This window comes from Pseudoalteromonas sp. SG41-2, from assembly GCF_014164535.1.
Classification (GTDB): Bacteria; Pseudomonadota; Gammaproteobacteria; order Enterobacterales; family Alteromonadaceae; genus Pseudoalteromonas; species Pseudoalteromonas rhizosphaerae.
On the sequence record NZ_JACJFK010000016.1, the window covers coordinates 36,872 to 61,227 of the forward strand.

Genomic DNA, 24,356 nt, shown 5'->3' on the forward strand with positions numbered 1-24,356 from the left:
ATTTCGGCTTGTATTATATCTAACTCGCCTTAGCGTATTTGACTAGTAATCAAAAAAGACCCTATGGATACTGTGAGACTGTTAAATAAAAGTAACAAACCTTAACGTTTTACACACACATCAAAAGGTCGAATATGCACACAATAAATAAAAAAGCATTATCAATTGCCGTAGCATTGGCTTGCTCATTCCCGTTACATGCCCAACAAGCTGCTACGAATAATCCAACGAATACGAATGAAAGCAACACTGCGCAAAAACAAAGTACCTCCTTAGAGGTTATCTCTGTAACAGCAACCAAACGTAAAACAAAGTTAATGGAAACCCCTGTTGCTATTACAGCATTAACGGAGGCTGAGCTCAGGCAAAATGGCGTAAATAGTGTTAAAGATATTGCTAATCTAGTGCCAGGGTTAGATATCTCCACAGCGACGGATCAATCAGCACCTGTTATCTCGATGCGTGGCGTACGCTCTACCAATATTACTGAGCTTGGCGACCCTGCTGTTGGTGTGCATCTTGACGGTATTTATTCGCCAAGAATGCAAGGAGCGCTAGCTCTGATGTATGACATTGAACGAGTTGAGGCATTAAGGGGGCCACAAGGCACATTATTTGGTCGAAACTCTACAGTTGGTAGCATTAATGTTATTTCAGCAAAGCCTGAATTCACTCATTTATATGGCAATGTGAACGTTGAAGCAGGAAAATACAACAGCAAAAATATTGATGGCGTAATTAATATTCCAATTAATGACGAATTTGCAGTACGGTTTTCTGGCAAAGGATTAAAACGAGATTCTTACCTTGAGGGTTACTATGATCCTAACCAATACGACTCAAGACGATTAAGCGACGATATACTCAATGCTCCTGTTATCTCAGAGGATTCTTATCAAGGTATTGGTCAAACAGTCACGCAGCGAGAAAACTGGTGGATAGATGGCGCAGGCACAAATCCAGAGGCGCAAAAAGTTCGCCAATTAACCCCCGCAGAAAAAGACGACTTTTATAACAACGCTGATGAATACTCTTTTAGAATTAGTACGCTTTGGGAGCCGTTAGATGGTGGCTTTTCAAATCATACCGTTTTTCAAAAGTACGTTAATAACAGCAATAACAATCTCGATTTAGTTAACTGCGATAAAATTCGTGGTAGAAGTGAAGAGCTGGGCGGCGATTGCAAAAACTTTTTACCCAGTGATAATACATATCAAGCTGTTGTGAATGTGCCTGGTAAGCTTAATTTAGATATCACCTATCTTAGAAATACCCTTAACTACGATATAAATGATGAATATTCGCTTGTGTGGCTACTTGGCTATGAGGATATGGAACGCTCTTCAGCACAAGATAGCGAAGTCGGCCTCGATCCTTGGGATGGGGCAACGTACTTTTTAGATGGCACTGGTGCTGAATCTTTTTCTACAGAAGTGCAATTACAATCTGACGAATACGGCGATTTTATTTGGATTGTTGGTGCTAACTATTTCCACGAAAAAACCACGACCTTAGGTTATTACGATAACCCAATGGACGATAAAGCCTTTTGGGAACAACCTGATCGCTCTACAGACGCATTCGCTTTGTTTGGCCAAGGTACATACAATTTAACTGAAAAATTACACCTAACACTTGGCTATCGTTTTAGTGATGAAACGAAAGAAGATAAAGGCGGAAAAACCTATCGCTGTTCTAATGCTGATGGCTGCGCCGTAGGTTGGTTAAATAGAACGGATCTAAATAATTTACCAGTTGATTACTACCAAGATCCTTCAATTTATGCGTCATACTTTGCAAACGATAATAAAGGAAGTTGGCAGCATCATGACTTTCGTGTTGGTTTAGACTACGACATTTCACCTGAAACGATGGTTTATACCTACCTTGCCAGTGGTTTTAAAGCTGGTGGAATTGGTGATGTATATGAAGTCGTAAATGATAGAACGGGCGACGTAACACGCTTTGAAACTAAGTTCGATCCAGAAGAAGTACTTACATGGGAGCTTGGCGCTAAATCGAGCTTTTTTGATAATTCATTAAACTTAAAAGCCGCGTTTTTCTACACAGATTACACCGACATGCAATACGCATCAGTGGGCTCAATCGGTAATGTAGAACGTTTATCTGTGGTAGAAGATGAAGATGGCTCTCCCGTTTTAGATAGCAATGGCGAGCCGGTACTTGATTTTCAAAACAAGCCTATGATTGCTTATTACACACAAAATGTTCCTAGTTCAACAATCAAAGGTATTGAGCTTGAGTTTGATTGGAAGCCTTACCCAAGCGGGCGTATCACCGGTTATGTAACCTGGACTGATGCTAAAGTGACGGACGATTGGAATACTAAATGGGATTACGATGCTGAGTATCTTTTTGATATTTCTTATGAGGAATCAAAAAATCCTGAAAATACACTGCTATCAACCAACCTTAAAGGCAATAACCTAGCGATGACGCCTAAGTTCACGGCGAACATCAGCTACACACATACATTTGATTTAGGTGAATATGGTTTTATCCATAGTTGGCTTAATGCGAGCTGGAAAGATGAATCGTACTCAACAGTATGGAATGTTGATAAACACTTAGATGATATGGACTTTAGCGTGTCGGACGAGGCGACAAAATACATTGATGATAGCCGAGATGCATTTGCAGTCTATAACGCGTCAATTAAATATGAGCCGCAAGGACAAAGCTGGTACGCAGAAGTATTCGTTAATAATGCCTCTGATGAAACTATTCAATATTGGAATAATACTAGCAAAGGAATTCCAAAAGGCAGCTTTGGCATGCCAAGGTATTACGGTGTAAGAGCTGGTTTTTCATTCTAGATAACCTAACCACAATTAAACTTCCCACAGTCAATATACCACTGTGGGAGGTGTACAATTGAAATAAGGATCAATAATGAAAACTAAGCTTATTAGCTCGTTAGTTGCAGGTTGTGTGTTTATCTCACCTTTTACATATGCCAATTATTTTAAAGATAATTTTTCATGGGGTTACGATAATACCATTTGGAATGCGCGAAGTGGCGACAATGGCTCGCCTTTTGGCTGTGAATTTTCCCCTGCAATGATTAACCCAAGCCAACAGGGGATCACGCTTTCATTATCGCAAGGCGCATGTGCCGAGCTGCAAAGTAATAATTTTTATGGCTTTGGCAAAGTGCAAGGCAGTGTTAAGTCAGGAAATACACAAGGCACTGTGTCTTCCATTTTTACTTACACATCGTGGTGGGATTCACCCGGCAGAGCATGGCAAGAGATAGATATTGAGCTTTTACCCTCTCTTGGAAACGTTGTTCATACCAATGTGATTTACCAGCCGCAAGGCGGCACTTATCAAAGCTGGGAAAAGGACATCGACTTAAGTCAGTTTGGGCTTGATTACAGAGAAAACTTATTAACTATTGGCTTTGATTGGTCTAGCAACTCGATTCGTTGGTACCTATACGACGCTCAAGGAAATGAGCAAACATTAAGAGTGCTCTACAAAGACAATGGCGATGGTCATTTAGCTGAAAATGAAATTCCCGCGTATGCATGGCCGATGGATAATACAAAAATAATGATTAACCAATGGAATGGTGATAACTCAACCGAAGGCTATTACTTCCCTGGTCAATACTATGGCAGCCCTTCGTGGGCGTACTATGATTTTATTGAGTACATTCCCCAATAAAATTAAGAAGTTTGTATCTATAAATAGAATTTAATCTCGAAGGTTTTTAATGTCTCAAATCAAATATTCTAAATTATTATTTTGCTTACTGCCCGTAGTTGGGGCGCTTACTTGTCAATATTCATTCAGTGCAGAGCGTGAGCAAGTCAACTGGCCTTATGTAAACACTAAACTTAAACGCGATCCCGCTGTAGAAGCGCAAATTGAACAACTACTGGCAAAGATGACCATAGAGCAAAAAGTGGCGCAAATGATTCAGCCCGAAATTGGTTATTTAAGTGTTGAACAAATGCGTAAATATGGGTTTGGTTCATACCTAAATGGCGGCAATACAGCCCCCTATGGCGACAAACGCGCTGATCAGGCCACATGGTTAAAATATGCCGATGAAATGTACCTAGCATCAATAGACTCAACGAAAGACGGTATTGCAATACCGACTATTTGGGGTACTGATGCCATGCATGGACATAGCAATGTGTATGGCGCTACGTTATTTCCGCACAATATTGGCTTAGGAGCTGCGCATGATGTCGACTTAATTAAGCGCATAGGCCAAGCAACAGCGAAAGAAGTCTCAGCCACTGGGATTGAATGGAGTTTTGCTCCTACTGTCGCTGTAGTCAGAGATGATCGCTGGGGCAGAACCTATGAAAGTTACTCAGAAGATCCTGAATTAGTTAGGCTGTATGCAGGTAGTATGGTGACAGGTATTCAAGGTGATATAGGCGCTGACTTTTTAAAAGGCAGTAACCGTATTGCAACCGCAAAACATTTTGTGGGCGATGGTGGTACAGAGCGAGGCGTTGATCGCGGAAATACGCTTATCGATGAAAAAGGATTAAGAGATATTCACAGCGCAGGTTATTTTTCGGCTATTAATGAAGGTGTGCAATCAGTGATGGCATCATTTAATAGTTGGAATGGCAAACGTGTACATGGTGATAAACATTTATTAACGGATGTACTTAAAAACCAACTTGGTTTTGATGGGTTTGTAGTCAGTGATTGGAATGCTCACAAGTTTGTAGAAGGCTGCGATTTAGAGCAATGTGCGCAAGCAATTAACGCGGGCGTTGATGTGATCATGGTGCCAGAGCATTTTGAAGCGTTTTATCATAATACTGTTAAGCAAGTGAAAGACGGTGTAATCGCAGAATCAAGAATTAACGATGCCGTTAGGCGCTTTTTAAGGGCTAAAATCCGCTGGGGTGTGTTTTCGAAGAGCAAACCATCAGCGCGACCTGAATCACAACACCCGCAGTGGTTAGGTGCTAATGAGCATCGCATTTTGGCAAGAGAAGCGGTTCGTAAGTCACTCGTTCTGTTAAAAAACAACGAAAACGTGCTGCCAATCAAAGCGAGTAGCCGCATCTTAGTTGCCGGCAAAGGCGCGAATGCAATTAATATGCAAGCGGGTGGCTGGAGCGTTTCTTGGCAGGGCACAGACAATACCAATAGTGACTTTCCAAATGCGACCTCTATTTATGCGGGTTTACAGTCGCAAGTAACAAAAGCGGGTGGTGAGATCACTTTGAGCGAGTCTGGTGAGTATAAAACCAAGCCAGATGTAGCCATTGTTGTTATTGGTGAAGAACCTTATGCAGAATGGTTTGGTGATATAGAAATGCTTGAGTTTCAGCATGAAACCAAACACGCACTTGCACTGTTGAAAAAGCTTAAGGCAGACAATATTCCGGTAGTAACGGTATTCTTAAGCGGCCGCCCGTTGTGGGTTAATAAAGAGCTCAATGCATCGGATGCCTTTGTTGCTGCTTGGCTACCAGGCTCTGAAGGTGAGGGCGTTGCAGATGTACTATTAACTAATAGCGAAGGTAAAGCCCAGTTTGATTTCAGCGGTAAGTTGAGTTTTTCATGGCCTAAATATGATGACCAATTTACGTTAAACTTAAACGATGCTGACTATGACCCATTATTTGCTTATGGCTATGGCTTAACTTATCAGGACAACATAAATGTGCCTGTTTTGAGTGAGAAAACCAGTCCTAAAAAAATTGTTAATAGTGACTCACATCCGCTGTTTGTAAGAAACTTAGCCAAAAATATGACTTGGCAACTGGCAGATACAAGCACAGAAAAGGTGTTAGCCAGCGGTGCATCAGCAACCAGTGGCGATAAACAGAGTTTACTTATGCAATCAGTCAATTTATCTTATCAAGAAGATGGCCGTGGCTTTAATTGGCGCGCACAAGCTGCTGTTAGCTTGAGTTACCTAGAGCCTAAACAGCTAGATAGTAAATTTAGTGCAGGTTACCTTGAATTAAAAATGCGCATAGATAAAGCTCCTGAACAAGGAGCAAACTTGCAAGTCATGTGTAGCGAAAATCATTGCTTAAGGAATATTGATTTTTCATCGTTTTCACAATTAATGACAGACAAAAGTTGGCATACTCTAGCAATCTCTTTGCACTGTGGTGATAGCGGACTTGCTGAGCAAAAAATAACAGACGCGCTGCGCATTACCAGTCAAAATTTAAGTTTAGCAATTGCTGATGTGGTGTTGACTATAAAACCGAGTAATTACTCATTATCATTAACGTGTGCAAAGTAATACCCTATGGCTGTTGATTAACGTTTATTAATCAACAGCCTATAACATTGGATTTAATAATGTGAATAGTAATAACCCTAGAAGTCAGTTGTTCTGGTTATTCCAAAGTTGTGGTTGGATTGTCTATGCAATGCTGACCGAATTAATGATAAAAATACCAAGCGAAGAGCCATGGACAATACATATACCGCATTTAATTATTGATGTAGCGTGTGGCTTTTTGATCACTTTAACGTTAAGACGATTTTACAACTGTTTTAGTCAGCAAGAGCTCAAAGTTAAAGTCGCGTTACGTATTATGCTGCTTCTAATTGCAACATTACTCTGGACGCAAATTAAATGGATTTCCTTGCAGTGGTTATATGGTAACTGGTGGCTTTCAATGTCATGGTTTGACTTTGGTACATGGACGTCAGCCTCGTTAACCATGCTTTCAACATGGACTGCCTTTTATTACGGGATTAAAATTTATTTAGATAATCTTGAGCAAACTCAAAAGGCCGCAGAAGCTACCCATTTAGCGAAAGAGTCACAGCTAAAAATGCTTCGATATCAGCTTAACCCGCATTTTATGTTCAATAGTATTAACGCCATTTGCACGTTAATATTGAAAAAAGAAAGCTTGCAGGCAGTAAACATGCTTGAAAAACTATGTGACTTATTGCGCCATAGTTTATATACCGACCCACTTGAAAAAGTAGCTATCAAAGAAGAAATCGCAATGTTAAGAACCTACTTAGATATAGAGCAATGCCGATTTGCTGACAAGCTAGAGGTTAATATTAGCGTTGATGAACCATGCAACGATTTATTAATACCTTCTTTATTAATTCAACCATTGGTAGAAAACGCGTTAAAACATGGTATGCGAGCAGATCAAAAAATGGTGATCACAATTAATGTTGAAAAAACAAAATCCGCATTGCTCATTAAAGTTGCTGATACTGGTAAAGGCTTTGATGATAATAAAAAAACCAAAAGAGGCATCGGCTTGGCTAATTGTGAGCAACGCTTAAAATTAATATATGGTAATAGTCACCGAATTGAAAAAGGCAATGCGACTACCGGTGGTGCGTGGTTTTGTATTTCTCTTCCAATTAATGGTTTGCAATCATGATTCAATTAAAAACGTTACTCGTTGATGACGAATACAGTGCTATTGAAGGTTTGCGTATTCGCTTAGAAGCCTTTGCTGAAATTGAAGTGATTGGCAGTGCACAAAGTGTTGATGAAGCAATTAAAGTACTTAACGAATATGATGTAGATTTAGTGTTTCTAGATATAGAAATGCCAACAAAGTCAGGTTTTGAATTAATTAAACATTTTCAACCAGAGAGCTGCCCTGCGGTTATCTTTGTTACGGCATTTCATCAACATGCTGTTAAAGCTTTTGAGGTGAGGGCGCTGGATTATTTACTTAAGCCCGTTAAGTTAGCTCGCCTTGCAGAAGCCATTGAAAGAGTTATTAAAACCCAAAAGCTAAACAGAAAAACCGAACTTATTGAAGTGCACCAATCGCTGGTGATCAATGAATCCCAACCACTAGAAGTGGCGGGTAATTCTGACTATAAGTTTGAAGCTGAGAATTTAGTTATTCAAGATGCTAAAAACCCAATTCAAATTATTCCGTTTAAAGATATTTTATGGATTGATGCGGCGGGGGATTATATGTGTGTACACACACCTGCTGAAACACACGTAATGCGTGCGCGTTTAAAAGAGCTTGAAAAAAACACCTTGCCTGAAGATTTCCTGCGAATACATAAATCAACGATTGTAAATTTAAGCCATATAAAGCAACTTAATCCACTTAGAAACTCTGAATACACGGCTGTATTACAAAGTGGTAAAACACTTAAAGTCAGTCGTACCTATAGTAAAAATTTAAAGAGTTTGTTCAAATAATAAATATTGAGAGTAGTAAACTATAGCTGCAACAGTTTGTATAATAGGCATTTGTTATGCTATCTCAGGTCATAAATTATAAGGACTTTAAATTTCTATGGCAAAACCTCAGCTTTTTTGGATTATTTTAATATTATTGATTACCTGTTTTATGCCTTGCGGTTTTTTCATCTGGTATGAAAGTGTGGATCCCGCATTTATCCCTAATGCTAATTACAATTTTATTTTAAAATGGGTTTTACCCTCGCTGACAGTGCTGACGATTGGTTACCTTTTTAGTCAGTATAAGAATTTTGCTCAAGTGAAGGAAAGCTTAGATGAGCATTTTATTGCTGAGGGACGTTTAGTTAAGTATTTTACGCTGCTTTTTAGTCCCGTGTTTATTTACTTTTACTTTTGGACATTCATTAATATCCCAATACAGTTATGGGCAAATTATCAATTGGCTGAGTATTGGTCGCAAGAATATTTATTAGTTGAGGCAACAACATGTAGTAGTGACTATGAGCCGCACTGCGTAGAATTAAAGTTTTCCGATTTAGCAAGTGAAGAAACACATTCAATAAGATGGTATTTAGATAAAGCTGAATTATTAACGCTCAAGAATAAAAGAGTAAATCTGGTCGGTGAAAAAAGTTATTTTGGTTATATTATCAATACAATACAGTGGTGATCAAAGCTTTAAAAGGCATTATTGTGATTTGTGGTGGTTATAAAAAGGCCTAAACTACCCCTGCCATTTTGCAGGGGTAGTATAAATTGGTTAACCGCGATTATGCTCGCGAGCGTAATCAATATTGGGCCCTTTAGGGACGATTTGCGTTGGGTTGATCATGGTATGACTAAAATAATAATGTCGTTTGATATGATAAAAATCAACGGTTTCTTTAACGCCAGCAACTTGATAAAGCTCACGTAAGTATTCACTCAGTGCCGGGTAATTTTCGATAGTACGCAGATTACATTTAAAATGCCCAACATACACACTGTCAAAGCGTATTAGCGTGGTAAATAATCGCCAATCTGCTTCGGTTAGGGTGTTGCCCACCAAATAGCGCTGCTTGAGTAAAATACTTTCGACTTTGTCTAATGCAGTGAATAAGTCATTAAATGCCTCTTCATAGGCTTTTTGAGTGGTCGCAAACCCAGTACGATACACGCCATTATTAATGTTGTTGTACACCAGCTCATTAATTGCATCGATTTCAGCGTGCAAGTTATTTGGGTAAAAGTCTAGTTTATTGCCAGTTAAATCATTGAAGGCGCTGTTAAACATGCGAATGATTTCAGCAGATTCATTACTGACTATTTTATTTTGCTGTTTATCCCAAAGCACAGGCACAGTTACTCTTCCGGAATAATCTGCTTTATTTTCGGTGTATATTTGATGCATAAATTGCTTATCAAAAAGTGCATCTCCAGTGCTGTGGTTGTTTTTATCAAACGTCCAACCGTTATCTAACATATCTGGGCTAACCACAGAGACATCAATATAGTCTTCAAGGCCTTTTAATTTTCTAAAAATCAAGGTGCGGTGCGCCCATGGGCAGGCTAATGAAACATATAAATGATAACGGCCTTTCTGTGCCTTAAAGCCCGCCTCACCAGTTGGGCCTGCGCTGCCATCTTTGGTTATCCAGTTACGTAATTGTGCAGACTCGCGTTTAAACTCACCATCGCTTTTATCGGTGTCGTACCATTTATCTTGCCATTTACCGTTGACTAGTAATCCCATAATTGACTCCTATATCGTGTTTTAAAAGCTACCAAATTTACCGCTTTGGTAATCACTAATTGCTTCTCGTAATTGAGCTTGCGTATTCATCACAAACGGCCCCATGTGAGCAATAGGTTCATTAAGCGGATCACCGGCTAAAATAAGTACCCCAGCGCCGCTTTGCGAGCTAAATTTAATATCACTACCGGACTCTAAAATAAGTAGGCTGCCAGCCATTACTGGACCACCTTGTTCGGTGTTGATAGAGCCGGTATGAATATAAATCATCACCTTGCTTTGTATCAGAGGTGGGTGGGCAAACTCAGTGCCTACAGGTAATGTTACATCTGCTAGCATGCCATTGGCTGCTAGTTCTTGTAGGCTTGAAACCTGAGTTTGCTGGTCAAATTGCCAACTGCCAGCCAGTGCTTTTAGTTCAACACCTTGACTATTTTTATGATCAGGTGCAGAGTGCTCAGTAGTATCTTGATATTTCGGTGCTCTGAGCTTTTCAGTGCTTGGCATATTGAGCCAAATTTGAAAGCCATGCATCCCCTCAATCGCATCGGCAAGTGGCATTTCGCTATGGATAACGCCAAAGCCGGTACTCATCCATTGCACGTCACCTGCGCGAATAGCTTTTTTATTGCCCATTTGATCTTGGTGTTCAAAGCCGCCTTTAATAATGTAGGTAAAGGTTTCGATACCACGATGCGGGTGGGCAGGAAACCCACCCATAAAGTCACTGTGATCGTCGGATTTTAATTCGTCGATCATTAAAAAAGGATCTAAATGCTTACCATCAAAGCCTGGTATCCGGCTAATATTTACGCCATCACCATCTTGGGTTGCATGGCTATTGAGTTGCTTTATTACTTTCATTGCTTTGCTCCGAATCTTGTATGGTATTATTTAAACACAATAAAATTAAACAACCATGGGTATAAATAGCACTATTCATTCGTTTTAACAGAACGTTCTGATCTTTGTTTTTTCGTTAGGTTATCCGCTACAAAAGCCCCGCGATTGCCAGACTGATGTGCAGGTCCCACGGTGCTATCAACCATGGTTTGCTGTTCGGTGCTGGCATTAATTGCAGCGCCAAAAATAATAATATAGGCGCTGATATACAACCACATCAACATGATCACGACCCCGGCTAAAGAACCATAGGTCTCATTGTATGAAGCAAACTGTGACACATAATATGAAAACCCTAATGATGCGATGATCCAAAGCCCAGTAGCCATTACTGAACCAGTTGTAACCCAACGCCACTTTGCCGCTTTTCTATGGGGTGCATAACGATATACAAAAGCTAAAGCAAAATGAAAAGTCGCTGCTAGTAACAGCCAAGTGAGTAATTTGATCACCGTATCGATACTGTTTTCTAGACCAACAATATTAAGTGCGATAGGCAATATACCAATGATTAATAATGCGATTACGGCGACCAATATAGCGCCAATAGAGAATAGAAAGCGCACTAAAAGCGCTTTGAAAAACTGCCTTTTGGTTTGCTCATGGTAGGTAATATTGCAGGCTGTGATCAGTGCTTGGCAGCCCTTACTGCTACTCCATGTGGTTAATAACAACGTGCTTATTGCACTAACACTTAACACTTTTTGTGATTGTTGGGTAACTTCAGATACCTGTTGTAGAACGATTTCTCGGCTGCTTGGTGGCAATAAAGTAATAAACTTACTAATCTGTTCACTAACATCCGCCGTAGAGGCGAAATAAGCATACAGCGAAACACAGGCTGCCAGTGCTGGAAAAATAGCGAGTAATGCGTAAAAGGCGACACCAGCGGCAACAAAGGATAAGTTATCTTGCGACATACTTTGATATACCCGCTTGCTGATATCCCACCAGCCCAGCAAGGGGATCTCGGTTGGTTTATCTGCTGTGTAGCCACGTGGTTTATGTGCCATATTTTATTCCTTGCTGGTGGTTATTAGTCACTATTTATTAGAAGTTAGGGTGCAAGGTGCTTGCCAGCTTAAGTTGGCGTTTAATTTGCTTCTACAGAATTAATGGTTTCATCAATAAAGAGCGCATGAGTTACATATGGAAATAATGAATAGTATTAATAATCAAATTATTAGCGCATTAAAAATACAAACAACGAGTACCAATGCGGATCCTTTAGCGCCAGTATCTTGGCAAGGTATAAACTCACAAATTGCGCATTTTTTACAAAGTGCTTGGCAAATGTTACCCGCTCTCACTTTAGGTATAGCAGCAATAATCGTGTGCTATTTTTTAGCAAAGCCTGTGTCTTATTTATTAGTGAAACCTATTGGCTATGTAAGTGATAGGCGGTTATTGCATGTTGTTGCTCGTCGCTTTATTAGTACTGTGATCATTTTGTTTGGAGTTTATTTATTTTTACGCTTAGCAGGCTTAAGTGAATTTGCCGTGGCGATAATGAGCGGAACTGGATTAGTCGGGCTAATCTTAGGTTTTGCATTTCGTGATATTGCAGAGAACTTTATATCGAGCATGCTATTAAGTGTGCAACGTCCTTTTCGTATTGATGATGTTATTGAAGTCGATGGCTGCTTAGGGGTAGTAAAAAAGGTCACTGCGCGGGCGACCACATTAGTTGATTTTGATGGTAATCATATTCAAATACCTAATGCGACTGTTTATAAAAATGTGATTAAAAACCTTACTGCTAATCCGAAAATGCGCGGTCACTATAAAATAGGCATAGGTTACGATAACGATATACGTAACACTCAGCAGTTAGCGCTGAGTTTAATGGATAAACAAGCTGCTGTGCTAAAAGATCCGGCTCCACAGGTGTTACTTGATGAATTAGGCTCAGCCACTATCAATCTCAGTATTTACTTTTGGGTTAATAGTGAGCAAAACAGCCCGGTTAAGGTAGCGTCGCAATTGATGCGTGAAATGGTTAATAGCTTTAACGCGCATGGTATTAGTATGCCTGATGATGCTCGTGAACGGATTATTTTAAATGCACCAAGTGAGCAAGCACAAAAGACTCCGGAACAACCCACTACGCAAGATCAAAAAGTCAAACCGATTGCGCATCTGGATGCTGGTATTGATGATGTGAGCAGTGATGCTGATGAAATTCGTGAACAAGCTGAGCGCTCTCGCGATCCCGAGCAGGGTAACAATATTATTTAACTTGCTCTTTAAATAATATACTTAGTTTAATGGCTGTGGGTTCGGCAATTTTATTTAGCAAAGACTGAGGTATCGCTCGAGGAGAAAGTTTTACTGAAGATAGTTCATGTATGGATTGGTTATGTTTTTACCATCAATCTACTGTTGCTTTGTTATTACTGTCGCTTATCTTCCTCTAGACGATTAATTACCACAAAGTGGTTCACTGTTTTTGTGGGCTGCTCGCCGATAGCGTATACTGTTGTGCTTGTAATTTTGACTTATCTATTTTGTGCTAACGGATCAGTTTAAATTTCACCGTCTTCTTACTCCTTTCTAAAATGATATTAAATAAATGAATGATATAACAGTAGCAACTCATAACGGTAATTTTCATGCGGATGATGTGTTTAGTATCGCCGCACTTAGGCATATTCTTCCTACTTTTAAACTTATACGTACCCGTGATTTAGAATTAATCGCGCAAGCTGACATAGTGATTGATGTTGGCGGCGAATATGACCCAGCTGCTGGACGTTTTGATCATCACCAACGTGGCGGTGCCGGTGAGCGTGAAAATGGCATCCCATACTCATCATTTGGTTTAATTTGGCAAAAATATGGTTTAGAGCTGTGTCAGGGTGACCAAGATGTTGCGCATGCAGTTGATGCCGGTTTGGTATCGACCATTGATGCGATTGATTGCGGTCATGTTGAAGGTGTATCGAAAGGGATCAGTCTTAGCCAAACAATTTCAATGTTTAACCCAACATGGCAAGAGGAAAGTGACTTTGATCGTTGTTTTGATGAGGCGGTTGAATTTGCATCGCGTGTTTTAACACGTTTTATTGCAGCAGCCAGTGGCGGCATTAATGCTAAAGCAATCGTCGCTAAAGCGATTGATAACGCAGATGATGCAAGAGTGATTGTATTAGAGCAATATACGCCGTGGAAAAAAACCGTGCATGCTTTATCGCAAGAAGCGTTATACATGGTTTATCCATCGCATTCAGGCAAATGGATTTTGCAAACGGTGCCTGTTGAACCGGGTTCATTTGAAGACAGAAAGTCACTACCAAAAGCATGGGCTGGTTTATCAGATGCTGCATTTCAAGCGCAAACGGGCATTGATGACGCAATGTTTTGCCACAATGGCTTGTTTATCGCTGGCGCAGAATCATTTGCAAGTACCATGAAACTTGCTGCTATGGCGTTGCAAGACGAATAAAACGAAGTCACGGTTATTAAAAAGGGGGGGTAAGCGCTGTACTGGCTTCCCCCCTTTTTGTATTAGTGCCTAAAGTTTTCTAGCAACGCTGGAATACCTGGCAGCATGCCCACCATGGCCATAACACTGGTCAATAATACAAACATAAACAGCGGAATGATCCAGCGACTCATATGGGTCAGCTCAGAGCTGCGCTCTTTACAGCCAATTAAGCCTAAGTTATCGAGCAGCATGGTCAGTGACCAGCCAAACGCTGGGTTTACTAACGTTGAAGCAAATACCACAATAGCTGCTGATTGCGTGGTTTTACCTTCGCGAGTCATTTCCATACCTGCCTCAAGCAGTGGGATAAATACACCCACTATTAACGCCACACACAGTACCGGTTGCCAAATGGCGAGATCCATTGGATAACCCCATATACCTGCAATTACACAAAAAAGTGCGGTTAAAATTGCACCAGCTGGAATAGGGCGCTTAGCAATCGCGGCAGGCACAATATACGTGCCCCATGATGAGGTGAAGTTAGACCCACCTAAAATAGAGCCAAAGGTTTGCCTAACTGATGCACTGAGCATAGTATCGTCAATGTTCATTTGCACTTTTTCAGTGCGTTTTGGGTAGCTGATCTTTTGGAATACTTGATGGCCTAAAAAGTCTGGCGACCACATGGCCACTGCCAGTATGGCAAAGGGCAATACGACTACAAAGCTTTCAAGAGTCGGCAAACCTAACATCCAACCGGTGTTTTCACCCCACCAATACATAGGGTTCATATTTGGTAACCCAGGGGCGGTTTTAAATTCAAACGGCGCACCTAAGGCAAAGGCCGTTAAACCACCAATAAGGCAGCTGAGCGGCACAGCTAACCAACGTTTTTTAAAATGTTCGAGTAGCGCGTACAGTAAAATAGTGGCCAAAATAACGATGAAGGCAATGTGGGTCATTTGAATTTGTTCAGCCCATGCAAACAGTTTCTTTACTTGCGATATAGTGCCTATGAATCCTAAGTAAAGTAATAATCCGCCGCACACCCCTTTACTGGTTAGTCGTGCCAACAAACTGCCGCCTTTACTGATGGCAAGCAGTAACCCTAAGGCGCCAATGAGTAGCCCGAATGCCATTGGGTGTCCGCCTGCTGCAACAACAATGGGAATTAATGGAATGAGTGGTCCGTGGGTTCCCGCTAAGTTAGCAGTGGGTAAAATAAAACCTGAAAACAAGATGATAAAAATAGCCACTATGAGTAACTCATAGCGTACGTTTTCTAACACAAAGGCGTCACTTAAACCAAGCGGTGCGGCAAAGGTGGCGGCAATAGCGCCTACCATAACAACTTTACCAATTGTCCCTGCCATAGCGGGAATCGTGTCTTCAAATTCGAAGCGGTAATCCCGAAAAGGCAAGTTAGGACGCCAGCGCTTTGGCTGCATAATTTGCAGTTCATGCTCGAGATAATCGTCTCGACTGGCAAACTCAGAGCTTGGTTTATGAAGATTTTTATAGCTATCGGAAACGGTTTGAGTATCGCTTACCTGCTCAGCTTGGGATGACGTGTCATCTTTTGGCGTGGTTGTCATGAATTCTCCTGCAACATTGTTGCTAACTCAAAATAAAAAAACAGCTTGTATAAAGCAATGAATATTGAATCGATAGAATAAAGTAGAGGTTTATCAATTACGATTAGGCAAAGGTCGAGCATGACGGATTAAAGTAGCTTGGCGCAGGTATAGCCAGCAGAGAAGAAAATATTCAAAAGTTAATTTCTATTGTTAATAATCAATACCTTATTTTCATATTTGTTGTTTATTGCTTTGAAAAAGCCAGTTATACGGCATGTATTAATGAATTACTGGGTTCTAAGTCTTTAGTCTAATGGCTAGGAGCTCACTCAAAGCTAAGCTCTGTTTTATTCTGTATAGCCGCCAGGGCGACTGTCTTGCATTAATAGATCTAGTTTTCTTTGTGCTTTTTTATAGTTATCTAAATCGATTACTTCAATCATTTCGCATTCGTCTCTTACCATTTCGGTGATAAGGCTAGGATAGTGGCGGCAATCTTCAGGGCGGTCTAAATAAATACTGCAGGTATATTTATTTGCGGCGAGGGGATTTATTTTTGGGGCTATTTCAAGAAAAGGGCATTGGCTTAGTTTTACTCCCGATTGTGGGTCGTGCCATATTTGGTTATTTTTAACGAACTCAAAGATTTCGGGGTTAAATATCTCCCATAGATCAATCTCTTCTTGCGTGGCGCTCAGATCGCCACCACCGTATTTAATACAGCATTTACCACATTGATTACATTCTTTCATGGTTCGCTAATTTGTAAGATGGACTAATTCTAGTGTAACACCGATTTTTTTAGTGCAGCTGTGTTTTTGCAGGGGTAATTTGTCAGATGCTATTTTATTTACAACAAGGTCAATTTTGTTCAATACATGGCTTATTGCAACAACAGATAATAAACGCCACTTTAAATAACCTAAGTATACGTTATGACTTTATCAGTGATCATCTCAATGGCACTATTTGCCTTGGCGGCGTCTATATCACCCGGGCCAGTTAACCTTGTTTCGTTAAGTAGTAGTGCGCGATATGGGGCAAAAAAAGGCTTAATATTTGTGACTGGTGCTACCTTTGGTTTCATTGCATTATTTTTGTTTATTGGTTTTAGTTTGCATTATCTCATTGCGCAATTAGCCTGGATCACTGGTGTATTACAGTGGCTCGGTATCGCTTTTTTACTTTATCTCAGTTATCAATTATTTATAGATGATGGCGGCCTTACAGCTGACGCTAAGCAAAATGCCCCTACCTTTATGACAGGTGTGATCATGCAATGGCTTAACCCTAAAGCGTGGTTGGCTTCTTTATCAGGCATTGCAGCATATAGTCCAGGGGCGCAAGGATTTGAACTGGTTACTTTTGCAAGTTTATATTTACCTATTTGTTGGTTATCACTTGGCTGTTGGGTTTGGCTAGGTATACGGCTCGGGCAGCATTTTCAAAGCCCAGCTAAAATGCGAGTGATGAATAAAATTCTTGCACTATTACTGGCTGGCAGCTGCTTTTTATTATTGATTTAGTGGTTTTAATTTACAGTGATAAAGTACGGCGATATTGCTCGGGAGTTGCCGCTACGCGTTGTTTAAAGACCCGCTGAAAATGCGCTTGATCACTAAAGCCTGCACTGTGAGCGATACTTGCTATTGGCTGGCCTTGTTTTAGTGCTTGCTGACCTAATTGAATACGACGATTTAACCGATAAGCGTGCGGAGTCATATTAAAATGACGTTTAAAAGCGCGCACTAAATAACTGCTGCTAAAGCCAAAAAGTGTACTGATTGTGTTAATTGATTGGTCTTCAAAACAGTGCTCATTCAGGTAGTTCGCTATTTGATATAGCTTATTTTCAGGTAATAACGTTTGCTCGTGTAATGGCTCAACGCAATCAAGGTACGTAAATAATTGTACGAAGTAACTACTTAGCAACGTGCGCTTTTGTGCTGCGGTAAACGTATTTGTCATTAGGTTTTGGCACAAGATAACAAAGTCCTGATAAAGCTGTGGTAGTAGCACTGTATCCAAGCGACTTCCTTGCCAGTTTTGTTGCTTTGTGACGCCAGACTCGAACAATAACGCCGCTAACCAATTTTTATCTATATGCATCATGTAATAAGCCCACGCTGAGTTTTGCTTTGGATTACAGGCGTGAACTTCATCAGGGTTCATTAATACTAAATTACCATGTGTTACTTGATGTAGACGATCTTCACAAATGAATTCACTTTGCCCCGCTAAAATTGCGCCAATTGACCATTGCTGGTGGGAGTGGGGAGCATAAGTGACTTTGCGGCCATCTAATACTTGGCGCAGCTCTACAAATGGTAACTCGGGGTCGCGCCAAAAAATAGGGTGTGTTGTTGGGAGCATACTATTTTCCACAATTGAAAACCTATTTCCAGTATACCCCTAGTTGTAGTGTATAAATCTACCCTCAGACTAAATTATTCACCAAAAAAATCAGTGAGTAACTGCGTCACTTAGCTGCATGCAATTGTGTGCTGAGCGGGTGTGTTTTTTTAGGTATCACTATTGGTCTGTATGCACCCGTTAGAGCATAACGCAGATACTTAATTTTGGTATTTCCAGTACGGCGGATTGCCATAAACTTCACTAAAGTAATCAATACATACTCGAACATTTAACGGTGGTTGTCGTGTATTAGGGTAAATTGCAGTAATGTTTTGTGGTCCTGTTTTTATTGTTGGCGCAAATTCACTTAAGAGTGAAACAAGAGTGCCTGTTTTTAAGCTTTCACCAATTAACCAATCAGGGAATAATACAATTCCCATGTCGTTCAAAGCCCCGATAAACAGTGTTTCAGCGTTGTTAGATACTAAAGTCGGTATTACACTTTGCTGCTGCCATGACGAATTAATTTTGAATAACCAACGATTTTGCCCCGATGAACCGCGATAAATTAAGCCCTGATGCTGACTAAGATCAGCCGGTACTTTTGGTGTGCCATATTTTTTCAGATAAGCAGGGGATGCGGCTAAATGATAAGTTTGCAGTCCTAATGTTTTAGCATGTAACGATGAATCTGCAAGAGATCCGATACGAAAAATCACGTCAGCGGCATCAATATGCGGATCGATAAAATCATCGGTTTGAGTCAACTCTACTTGAATTTTCGGATAGCGATTTAAAAACTCACCAAGCCAAGGCGCTATGTGTTTTTGTCCGAAAAAAACCGGCGCATTAATTCTTATCAACCCTTTAGGTTGAGTTGCTCTATCTTGCAGCTCGTTTCGTACTTCGTTGAGTTGCTCGGTCATTGAGCGCGCATAATCATGAAAAATTCGGCCCGCTTCGGTTGGCATTATTGCTCTTGTGTTACGGTAAAAAAGTTGCTGACCAAGGGCATCTTCAAGTTGCAAAATTACTCTAGAGACCATAGAAGGCGATACATTTTCATGTCGAGCAACAACAGAAAAGCTTTTACATTTATACACGGCGATAAAAAATTTTAACGCTCTGATATTGATCGAACTGAAATCATTCATTTGTGCAAATCCTGCAAAAGTGTTTCTTATATAATCCCATTTTTCGCGTTAAAGCTCTAGGTTATTATTTATTCCTTATTAATAGGAGATTTGCATGCAGTTTATTTTGATTTTAATTGTCGTTATGGGAGGAATGGGGCTGTCTGTAGAAGCAGGCTTATTGGGCCCTTTAGGTGGTGAGGTTGGAGAATTATGGGCCACATTTAGTGTGTTTGGTGTTGGTGCTGCTCTTACCTTTATGTTGATGCTATTTTTTAGTCCTCGCAATAGCCCATCTTTTTTCAAACAACCATCATGGACATTGTTAGGCGGCGTGTTGGGGCCTGTTTATGTCGTTATATTGACGTTCACAGCACCTGTGATAGGTATTGCTATGACGATGATCAGTATCTTGATGGGACAAATAGCGAAAAGTTTGCTGATAGATCATTATGGTTTATTTGGTAGTCAACATCGCCAGATTGACCGTAAACGGCTTATGGCACTATTTTTTATTGTCATTGCATTAATTCTGATGGCACAAGGTTAGGGGACGCTAATGACTATAATTATGATAATTCTGGCGGTGATTGGTGGTGCAACCTTGAGTATTCAGGCTGCCATTAATGGCCAATTAGGAAGTAAAGTAGGTGTTTTTCGCTGCGCATTTTTAACCTTTTCGGTGGGTGCGTTGATCACCGGGTTACTTATCTTTTATTTTGAACCTAGGCATGCGCTAACCCTGTTGGATGTGCCAAAGTGGCAATTATTAGGGGCAATGTGTGGAGTACCCTATATCGTGATAATGGTGTTTGCTGTGCAGCGAATTGGCACCGCAGTCGCAACGGTTGCGGTAATATTCGGTCAATTATTTATGAGTATGTTAATTGATAATTTTGGTTGGCTTGGTAACGATGTGATTGCTTTTTCGCCAAGTCGTATTGGCGCTGTAATATGTTTGGGTATTGCGCTGTATTTTATTCATGCAAGTGGTAAAGATACAGCAAAAACTGAGAGTTAGCCTTGAAACAATAAAAATTTGGCTGAGGTGATAACTTGTAACAGGGGGGTTATCACCTGATTTGAGCTGAGATTTTTTCCCCGCCTTAGGCTTGATACGCTTTAGAATGAATCATTTTAGTCTCGAGTGTATTAGAATAGTACGCTCTCGGCCTTGTATTTTCTTTCGTTTCGCTTTGAGTTGTTGTTCTTAGCCATGCAAGATAGTTAATTTGGCTGTAATTTCTAACAAAAGGTAATGAAAGAATAATGAATACAAAACTGTATAAATCAGTATTGAACTTAGCCGGTGAGCTAATGAATGCTGCACAGCAGCAAGATCAAGTTACGTTCGATTCACTCTATGGGCAGCTAAAAGCACTGTGTATTGAGCATGAAAATACTGAGAAAGATCATCCTGTACAGTGGGAAACGCTCGCTGATTTTACCGATGAGTTTGCCGATGCGTTGTTGATCTATGAAAAAGCATTAGCTAAAGCTAACGCCATCAATGCGAAAGATTATATGTCGTCAATTGGTTATGCGATGGCAACTATGCATGTTGAACTAGGGCAAACCGAAGCTGCTATCGTAAGTTTACAAGCTGCGCAGGTTAGCGCAAATAAAATTCCTGATAAAGCGCTGAAGGCTGAAATAGCTCAGCTACTACAACAATTACAGTAAAATTAGCTCGTTGATTATGTTTAAGAGGTCACAATAAATGGATGTTACGCTAGGCACTAGCCCTGAACTGATTGCGCAAGCGCATGCTATTCGCCACCAGGTATTTGTGATCGAACAAAGTATTCCTAAGCAGTTAGATTTAGACGGTTGCGACGAACGAGCTGTGCATGTGGTGGTAACAGATGGCGGTGCTTTAGTCGCTACTGCGCGGTTAGTGAAACGTAACCCACGGTGTGGCGTTATGGCAAGGATTGCAGTGTTAAAGCAATACCGAGGATCCGGCATTGCTAAATTGGTTATTAATGCCTTGTTATCACATGCTGGTAAAATTGGCCTTGAGATCATTGAAATTCATGCACATGCCTATTTGCAAGGCTATTACGAAAGTTATGGTTTTAAATATATTAAAGATGTTGAAATAGTTGGCGAACACCAACTTATTGAAATGCAATGCAGTTTAAAAAGTGAAGTGAGGTAACGCCGTAATGCGCGACGAATTAAGGACTAAGATCATTCAAGTTTGTGACAAAAAAATAGCGGCGAAGGGAGGTAATGTTGGGCTGTCATTTTATGCTTTTTTTGCCAACAAAAATGATGATCCAGAATTACTTATGGAAGCTGCGACATGGTGGATACAAACCCACCAATTAGATCACTTTGTTAAAGCGCAGATCATTAAAACCATGATTGAAAATAATCTGTAATAGCGTGTAGATATTTGATTGTATATTAACCACAATAGCGGTTGAGATATTTATTTTAGTGGGGAATAGGGCTGGTGGTTGGTAGTTGGATTGCCCAAGGGTTTGGTTTACTGAGCTTTGTTTTAGCATTGGTGTGCTTTTATCAAAAGGATGATCGTCGTTTAAAAATAATGATGGTGGTGATGAATCTAAATCATGCACTGCACTTTTATTTACTCAATGCTATCACTTCATCATTGTGCTGTTTATTTTCAGCGGGGCGTACAGCCGTATCAATGCGGGTGAAATCGGTGTGGATAGCAGCCATTTTTATTATTTTAACCGTGGTTATCGGTTATCTAACAGCCCAGCAATGGACGGATTACCTTGCGATTGTTGCCGCCTGTTTGGGTTGTTTTGCACTATTTTGCTTAACGGGCATCAAAATGCGTGTTTTGCTGTTTGCAGGATCGTGCTTATGGTTGGCAAATAATATAATTGTTGGCTCTATTGGCGGCGTGTTATTGGAAGCGACTGTTATTGTTATTAATTTATCGACTATTTATAGACTACATAAACAACGCTTTACTTGTGAGGCGCTGACTGAACACGGTTGATAATAAAGGGCTTAGCAAAGCCCTTCACAGTAAATGTTAGTTATTGTCTGGTTAACTCAAACATTTGATTTTCTGCTCCTGAGGTACATGTCCATTGCAGAATATTAGCATCATCGGCAGTTTTGCTGTCTGCGACGTCTAAGCACAACTCACTATTTCGGTTGATGATACGCCACTTACCAGAGCCGGCACTTTGAAAACGAAACTGCTGGTTATAGCTCCCTGTGTATGTCCAGATATTGATATTTTCACCCGCTGTGGTTGAATGCGTATAGACCTCTAACCCTTTAGAAGGAGCATTGACTGGTGAAATACGATGCCACACACCATCGACTGTTGAAATATTAAATTTTTGGCAATCATTATTAAGCCAAGACCACTGCCTAACATTTGCCCCATCTTCACTTTGACAGTTAGCAATATCTAATGATGCACCACTGTGTTTTGGGGTAATGCGGTAAGTACCATTGACTTGTGTATTGGTTGGGTTGTCATTATTGCTGTCGGTATAACCATTGTAGACTTCAAACTCTGCAATTTGCGCTACGCCATTGGCGGAATGAATTACAAAACTTACTTTGGATAAGTTAGTGTTAGAAAAAGTGATTACATTTGGCACAGCACCACCGTTCGAAAGTGTTACACCTGTATCGTAGTTCACTAAAGACCAAGCTGTAATGCTTCCTTTACTAGCTGGGGTTTCAATTATTTTAACTGCATTAATGGTGGTGTTAAGGTTTTTAATATTGATCGTGCCCGTGATAGCTGACGGTGACCAGTAAGTTGACATATCGCCGTCATTCACATTGCCATAACTCGAGCCACTGGCTTTAGAACTGCCATCAACACCGGCACTAATAGCTAGATTTTCCCCTGCTGGTGTTGGATCTGGATCCGGTGTTGGATCGGTGGGTGTGGTTGTTCCACATTGACCATTTGATGTTTGTAAGCCTTTGTTCGCGCCAGCCGTTGCTGCAATGATGTTGGGTATACACTGTGCATTATCAAGTTGATAGTTATAAGGGATGTTGATTGTTGTGGTTGAGGTTGGATTAGGGCCTGCTGGGTGAAGCTTGTTTTCTTGTTCAGACCAATCGATATTATCCCAAATGTTGCCGCTGACTTGCCAGTAACCCATGTCATTTGTATAAAAAGTGCCGAGTGGATCTTTGGAATTTTTAAAGTAGTTGTTTTCGGCGCGCATTTTACCGCCAATTCGTGGATTCATGCCCGATGACACGAGTCCATAGTAGTAGTTGTTGTAAGCATGCGCTGTCGCGTGTCTTAGTAAAGGCGTGCGAGAATTAATATTTTCATAGTAATTGTGATGAAAAGTAACAGGGCCGTTAGTATCGTCACTATCACTTGAGCCAACGAGACCACCGCGTCCAGAGTTGCGCAAAATACTGTAAGATAATGTCACGTATTTGGTATTACTCTTCATATCGAACAAAGCATCATATCCTGAACTTTCGCCACCACTGGCCTCAAGTGTAACGTGATCGACCCAAATATTTCTGACGTTTGACTCCATGCCAATTGCATCACCGCCGTTGGAGGTGGGGGAGCCTGATTTTTTGACGTTTCTAACGTGAACATTTTGAACAATGATATTTGAAGATGAACGAATATGGATGCCTAATTGGTCAAAAAGAGCACCGCTACCAACACCGATAATAGAAACATTACTAATTTCTTTTAGTTCAATTAGATCTGGCCCAGTATTGCAACTATCTCCAGATACTTTACTGGTGTTGCCATGATTTATGGTGCCTTCAACGTGGATGATAATTGGCGTGTCACTTGATGCTCGGTTACATAAAGCCTGATGAATTTGGGTTCCAGTTGTTGCATAAACAACATCGCCACCAGCACCACCTGTTGTACCACCATTCGTTGCGGCAAAGCCTGACGCATTAGCAAGTGCACTGTTTCCATATATAGCAGTTGTTATGGCCAAAGCATGCAAAGAATATTTAAATAACGTACGTTTATTCATTGGTTGTTCCTAATTACTGTATGTTCAGATCAAAACAATCAAATAAATTAATTGTTAAAAATGTTAACACAATC

23 protein-coding genes are annotated in these 24,356 nt (G+C 40.5%); 15 read left to right on the forward strand and 8 right to left on the reverse strand.

Going from position 1 to position 24,356, the window contains the following annotated elements; translation table 11 throughout:
* Positions 1-134: 134 nt before the first annotated feature.
* The 6 genes from H5186_RS13760 (at position 135) to H5186_RS13785 (ending at position 8,840) form a co-directional block, all read left to right on the forward strand.
* On the forward strand, positions 135-2,837 hold the full coding sequence (locus H5186_RS13760; protein WP_182794589.1) for a TonB-dependent receptor: 2,703 nt from the start codon (positions 135-137) through the stop codon (positions 2,835-2,837).
* A 76-nt stretch (positions 2,838-2,913) separates the two neighbouring features.
* Complete coding sequence (locus H5186_RS13765; protein WP_182740495.1) at positions 2,914-3,690, forward strand: family 16 glycosylhydrolase; 777 nt, start codon at positions 2,914-2,916, stop codon at positions 3,688-3,690.
* Positions 3,691-3,739: 49 nt separating this feature from the next.
* Positions 3,740-6,262 carry a glycoside hydrolase family 3 protein gene (locus tag H5186_RS13770; RefSeq protein WP_182794590.1) on the forward strand — a complete coding sequence of 841 codons (2,523 nt, stop codon included), beginning with the start codon at positions 3,740-3,742 and terminating at the stop codon, positions 6,260-6,262.
* Positions 6,263-6,323: 61 nt separating this feature from the next.
* Complete coding sequence (locus tag H5186_RS13775; protein ID WP_246175609.1) at positions 6,324-7,379, forward strand: sensor histidine kinase; 1,056 nt, start codon at positions 6,324-6,326, stop codon at positions 7,377-7,379.
* The gene (locus tag H5186_RS13780; protein ID WP_182740493.1) at positions 7,376-8,167 is read left to right on the forward strand and encodes a LytTR family DNA-binding domain-containing protein; all 792 of its coding nucleotides are present in this window, start codon (positions 7,376-7,378) and stop codon (positions 8,165-8,167) included. Before H5186_RS13775 ends, H5186_RS13780 begins: the two co-directional genes overlap by 4 nt.
* Positions 8,168-8,264: 97 nt before the next feature.
* Positions 8,265-8,840: a hypothetical protein gene (locus tag H5186_RS13785; RefSeq protein WP_182778721.1), complete on the forward strand. Its 576-nt coding sequence runs from the start codon at positions 8,265-8,267 to the stop codon at positions 8,838-8,840.
* A 90-nt stretch (positions 8,841-8,930) separates the two neighbouring features.
* Here H5186_RS13785 and H5186_RS13790 read toward each other — a convergent pair whose 3' ends face one another.
* From H5186_RS13790 to H5186_RS13800, 3 genes are all read right to left on the reverse strand, one after another.
* On the reverse strand, positions 8,931-9,902 hold the full coding sequence (locus tag H5186_RS13790) for a glutathione S-transferase family protein (protein WP_149982858.1): 972 nt from the start codon (positions 9,900-9,902) through the stop codon (positions 8,931-8,933).
* 21 nt (positions 9,903-9,923) lie between these two features.
* On the reverse strand, positions 9,924-10,766 hold the full coding sequence (locus H5186_RS13795) for a pirin family protein (protein ID WP_182718960.1): 843 nt from the start codon (positions 10,764-10,766) through the stop codon (positions 9,924-9,926).
* 71 nt (positions 10,767-10,837) lie between these two features.
* Positions 10,838-11,818 carry a YihY/virulence factor BrkB family protein gene (locus H5186_RS13800; RefSeq protein ID WP_182794591.1) on the reverse strand — a complete coding sequence of 327 codons (981 nt, stop codon included), beginning with the start codon at positions 11,816-11,818 and terminating at the stop codon, positions 10,838-10,840.
* A gap of 154 nt (positions 11,819-11,972) precedes the next feature.
* On the opposite strand from H5186_RS13800, the gene H5186_RS13805 reads away from it, so the two are divergent.
* Entirely contained in the window at positions 11,973-13,043 is a 1,071-nt protein-coding gene (locus H5186_RS13805) for a mechanosensitive ion channel family protein (protein ID WP_404936442.1), read from the forward strand.
* Between the two features lie 334 nt (positions 13,044-13,377).
* On the forward strand, positions 13,378-14,250 hold the full coding sequence (locus H5186_RS13810) for an MYG1 family protein (protein WP_145241081.1): 873 nt from the start codon (positions 13,378-13,380) through the stop codon (positions 14,248-14,250).
* A 62-nt stretch (positions 14,251-14,312) separates the two neighbouring features.
* Here the strand turns inward: H5186_RS13810 and H5186_RS13815 are convergent, their stop codons facing one another.
* Positions 14,313-15,830, reverse strand: a complete 1,518-nt coding sequence (locus H5186_RS13815; RefSeq protein ID WP_145241079.1) for a DUF3360 family protein — start codon at positions 15,828-15,830, stop codon at positions 14,313-14,315.
* A gap of 329 nt (positions 15,831-16,159) precedes the next feature.
* Positions 16,160-16,564 carry a YkgJ family cysteine cluster protein gene (locus H5186_RS13820; protein WP_145241077.1) on the reverse strand — a complete coding sequence of 135 codons (405 nt, stop codon included), beginning with the start codon at positions 16,562-16,564 and terminating at the stop codon, positions 16,160-16,162.
* 183 nt (positions 16,565-16,747) lie between these two features.
* Here H5186_RS13820 and H5186_RS13825 point away from each other — a divergent pair, with 183 nt between their 5' ends.
* Positions 16,748-17,338 (forward strand): LysE family translocator, encoded by a 591-nt coding sequence (locus H5186_RS13825; protein ID WP_145241075.1) that lies wholly within the window; start codon positions 16,748-16,750, stop codon positions 17,336-17,338.
* A gap of 10 nt (positions 17,339-17,348) precedes the next feature.
* Here H5186_RS13825 and H5186_RS13830 read toward each other — a convergent pair whose 3' ends face one another.
* Positions 17,349-18,185, reverse strand: a complete 837-nt coding sequence (locus H5186_RS13830; protein ID WP_182794593.1) for an AraC family transcriptional regulator — start codon at positions 18,183-18,185, stop codon at positions 17,349-17,351.
* 200 nt (positions 18,186-18,385) lie between these two features.
* Complete coding sequence (locus H5186_RS13835) at positions 18,386-19,321, reverse strand: LysR family transcriptional regulator (protein ID WP_182732202.1); 936 nt, start codon at positions 19,319-19,321, stop codon at positions 18,386-18,388.
* 94 nt (positions 19,322-19,415) lie between these two features.
* Here H5186_RS13835 and H5186_RS13840 point away from each other — a divergent pair, with 94 nt between their 5' ends.
* The 6 genes from H5186_RS13840 (at position 19,416) to H5186_RS13865 (ending at position 22,283) form a co-directional block, all read left to right on the forward strand.
* Positions 19,416-19,850, forward strand: coding sequence for a DMT family transporter (locus H5186_RS13840; RefSeq protein ID WP_145241069.1), 435 nt, complete (start codon positions 19,416-19,418; stop codon positions 19,848-19,850).
* Positions 19,851-19,859: 9 nt separating this feature from the next.
* Positions 19,860-20,321 carry a DMT family transporter gene (locus tag H5186_RS13845; RefSeq protein ID WP_145241067.1) on the forward strand — a complete coding sequence of 154 codons (462 nt, stop codon included), beginning with the start codon at positions 19,860-19,862 and terminating at the stop codon, positions 20,319-20,321.
* Between the two features lie 245 nt (positions 20,322-20,566).
* The gene (locus H5186_RS13850) at positions 20,567-20,983 is read left to right on the forward strand and encodes a tetratricopeptide repeat protein (protein WP_182734977.1); all 417 of its coding nucleotides are present in this window, start codon (positions 20,567-20,569) and stop codon (positions 20,981-20,983) included.
* Positions 20,984-21,020: 37 nt separating this feature from the next.
* Positions 21,021-21,461, forward strand: a complete 441-nt coding sequence (locus tag H5186_RS13855; RefSeq protein WP_182740807.1) for a GNAT family N-acetyltransferase — start codon at positions 21,021-21,023, stop codon at positions 21,459-21,461.
* Positions 21,462-21,468: 7 nt separating this feature from the next.
* Positions 21,469-21,687, forward strand: coding sequence for a DUF6500 family protein (locus H5186_RS13860; RefSeq protein WP_182718441.1), 219 nt, complete (start codon positions 21,469-21,471; stop codon positions 21,685-21,687).
* Positions 21,688-21,761: 74 nt separating this feature from the next.
* The gene (locus H5186_RS13865) at positions 21,762-22,283 is read left to right on the forward strand and encodes a YgjV family protein (protein WP_182740806.1); all 522 of its coding nucleotides are present in this window, start codon (positions 21,762-21,764) and stop codon (positions 22,281-22,283) included.
* Positions 22,284-22,323: 40 nt separating this feature from the next.
* On the opposite strand, the gene H5186_RS13870 is transcribed toward H5186_RS13865, so the two are convergent.
* Positions 22,324-24,282, reverse strand: coding sequence for an RICIN domain-containing protein (locus H5186_RS13870; RefSeq protein ID WP_182794594.1), 1,959 nt, complete (start codon positions 24,280-24,282; stop codon positions 22,324-22,326).
* Positions 24,283-24,356: the final 74 nt, after the last annotated feature.

What these genes read in the sequence shown, in the direction of transcription:
- H5186_RS13760 (WP_182794589.1), top strand. Translation starts at nt 135, where the DNA reads ATGCACACAATAAATAAAAAAGCATTATCAATTGCCGTAGCATTGGCT.
- H5186_RS13765 (WP_182740495.1), top strand. Translation starts at nt 2,914, where the DNA reads ATGAAAACTAAGCTTATTAGCTCGTTAGTTGCAGGTTGTGTGTTTATC.
- H5186_RS13770 (WP_182794590.1), top strand. Translation starts at nt 3,740, where the DNA reads ATGTCTCAAATCAAATATTCTAAATTATTATTTTGCTTACTGCCCGTA.
- H5186_RS13780 (WP_182740493.1), top strand. Translation starts at nt 7,376, where the DNA reads ATGATTCAATTAAAAACGTTACTCGTTGATGACGAATACAGTGCTATT.
- H5186_RS13785 (WP_182778721.1), top strand. Translation starts at nt 8,265, where the DNA reads ATGGCAAAACCTCAGCTTTTTTGGATTATTTTAATATTATTGATTACC.
- H5186_RS13790 (WP_149982858.1), bottom strand. Translation starts at nt 9,902, where the DNA reads ATGGGATTACTAGTCAACGGTAAATGGCAAGATAAATGGTACGACACC.
- H5186_RS13795 (WP_182718960.1), bottom strand. Translation starts at nt 10,766, where the DNA reads ATGAAAGTAATAAAGCAACTCAATAGCCATGCAACCCAAGATGGTGAT.
- H5186_RS13800 (WP_182794591.1), bottom strand. Translation starts at nt 11,818, where the DNA reads ATGGCACATAAACCACGTGGCTACACAGCAGATAAACCAACCGAGATC.
- H5186_RS13810 (WP_145241081.1), top strand. Translation starts at nt 13,378, where the DNA reads ATGAATGATATAACAGTAGCAACTCATAACGGTAATTTTCATGCGGAT.
- H5186_RS13815 (WP_145241079.1), bottom strand. Translation starts at nt 15,830, where the DNA reads ATGACAACCACGCCAAAAGATGACACGTCATCCCAAGCTGAGCAGGTA.
- H5186_RS13820 (WP_145241077.1), bottom strand. Translation starts at nt 16,564, where the DNA reads ATGAAAGAATGTAATCAATGTGGTAAATGCTGTATTAAATACGGTGGT.
- H5186_RS13825 (WP_145241075.1), top strand. Translation starts at nt 16,748, where the DNA reads ATGACTTTATCAGTGATCATCTCAATGGCACTATTTGCCTTGGCGGCG.
- H5186_RS13830 (WP_182794593.1), bottom strand. Translation starts at nt 18,185, where the DNA reads ATGCTCCCAACAACACACCCTATTTTTTGGCGCGACCCCGAGTTACCA.
- H5186_RS13835 (WP_182732202.1), bottom strand. Translation starts at nt 19,321, where the DNA reads ATGAATGATTTCAGTTCGATCAATATCAGAGCGTTAAAATTTTTTATC.
- H5186_RS13840 (WP_145241069.1), top strand. Translation starts at nt 19,416, where the DNA reads ATGCAGTTTATTTTGATTTTAATTGTCGTTATGGGAGGAATGGGGCTG.
- H5186_RS13845 (WP_145241067.1), top strand. Translation starts at nt 19,860, where the DNA reads ATGACTATAATTATGATAATTCTGGCGGTGATTGGTGGTGCAACCTTG.
- H5186_RS13855 (WP_182740807.1), top strand. Translation starts at nt 21,021, where the DNA reads ATGGATGTTACGCTAGGCACTAGCCCTGAACTGATTGCGCAAGCGCAT.
- H5186_RS13860 (WP_182718441.1), top strand. Translation starts at nt 21,469, where the DNA reads ATGCGCGACGAATTAAGGACTAAGATCATTCAAGTTTGTGACAAAAAA.
- H5186_RS13870 (WP_182794594.1), bottom strand. Translation starts at nt 24,282, where the DNA reads ATGAATAAACGTACGTTATTTAAATATTCTTTGCATGCTTTGGCCATA.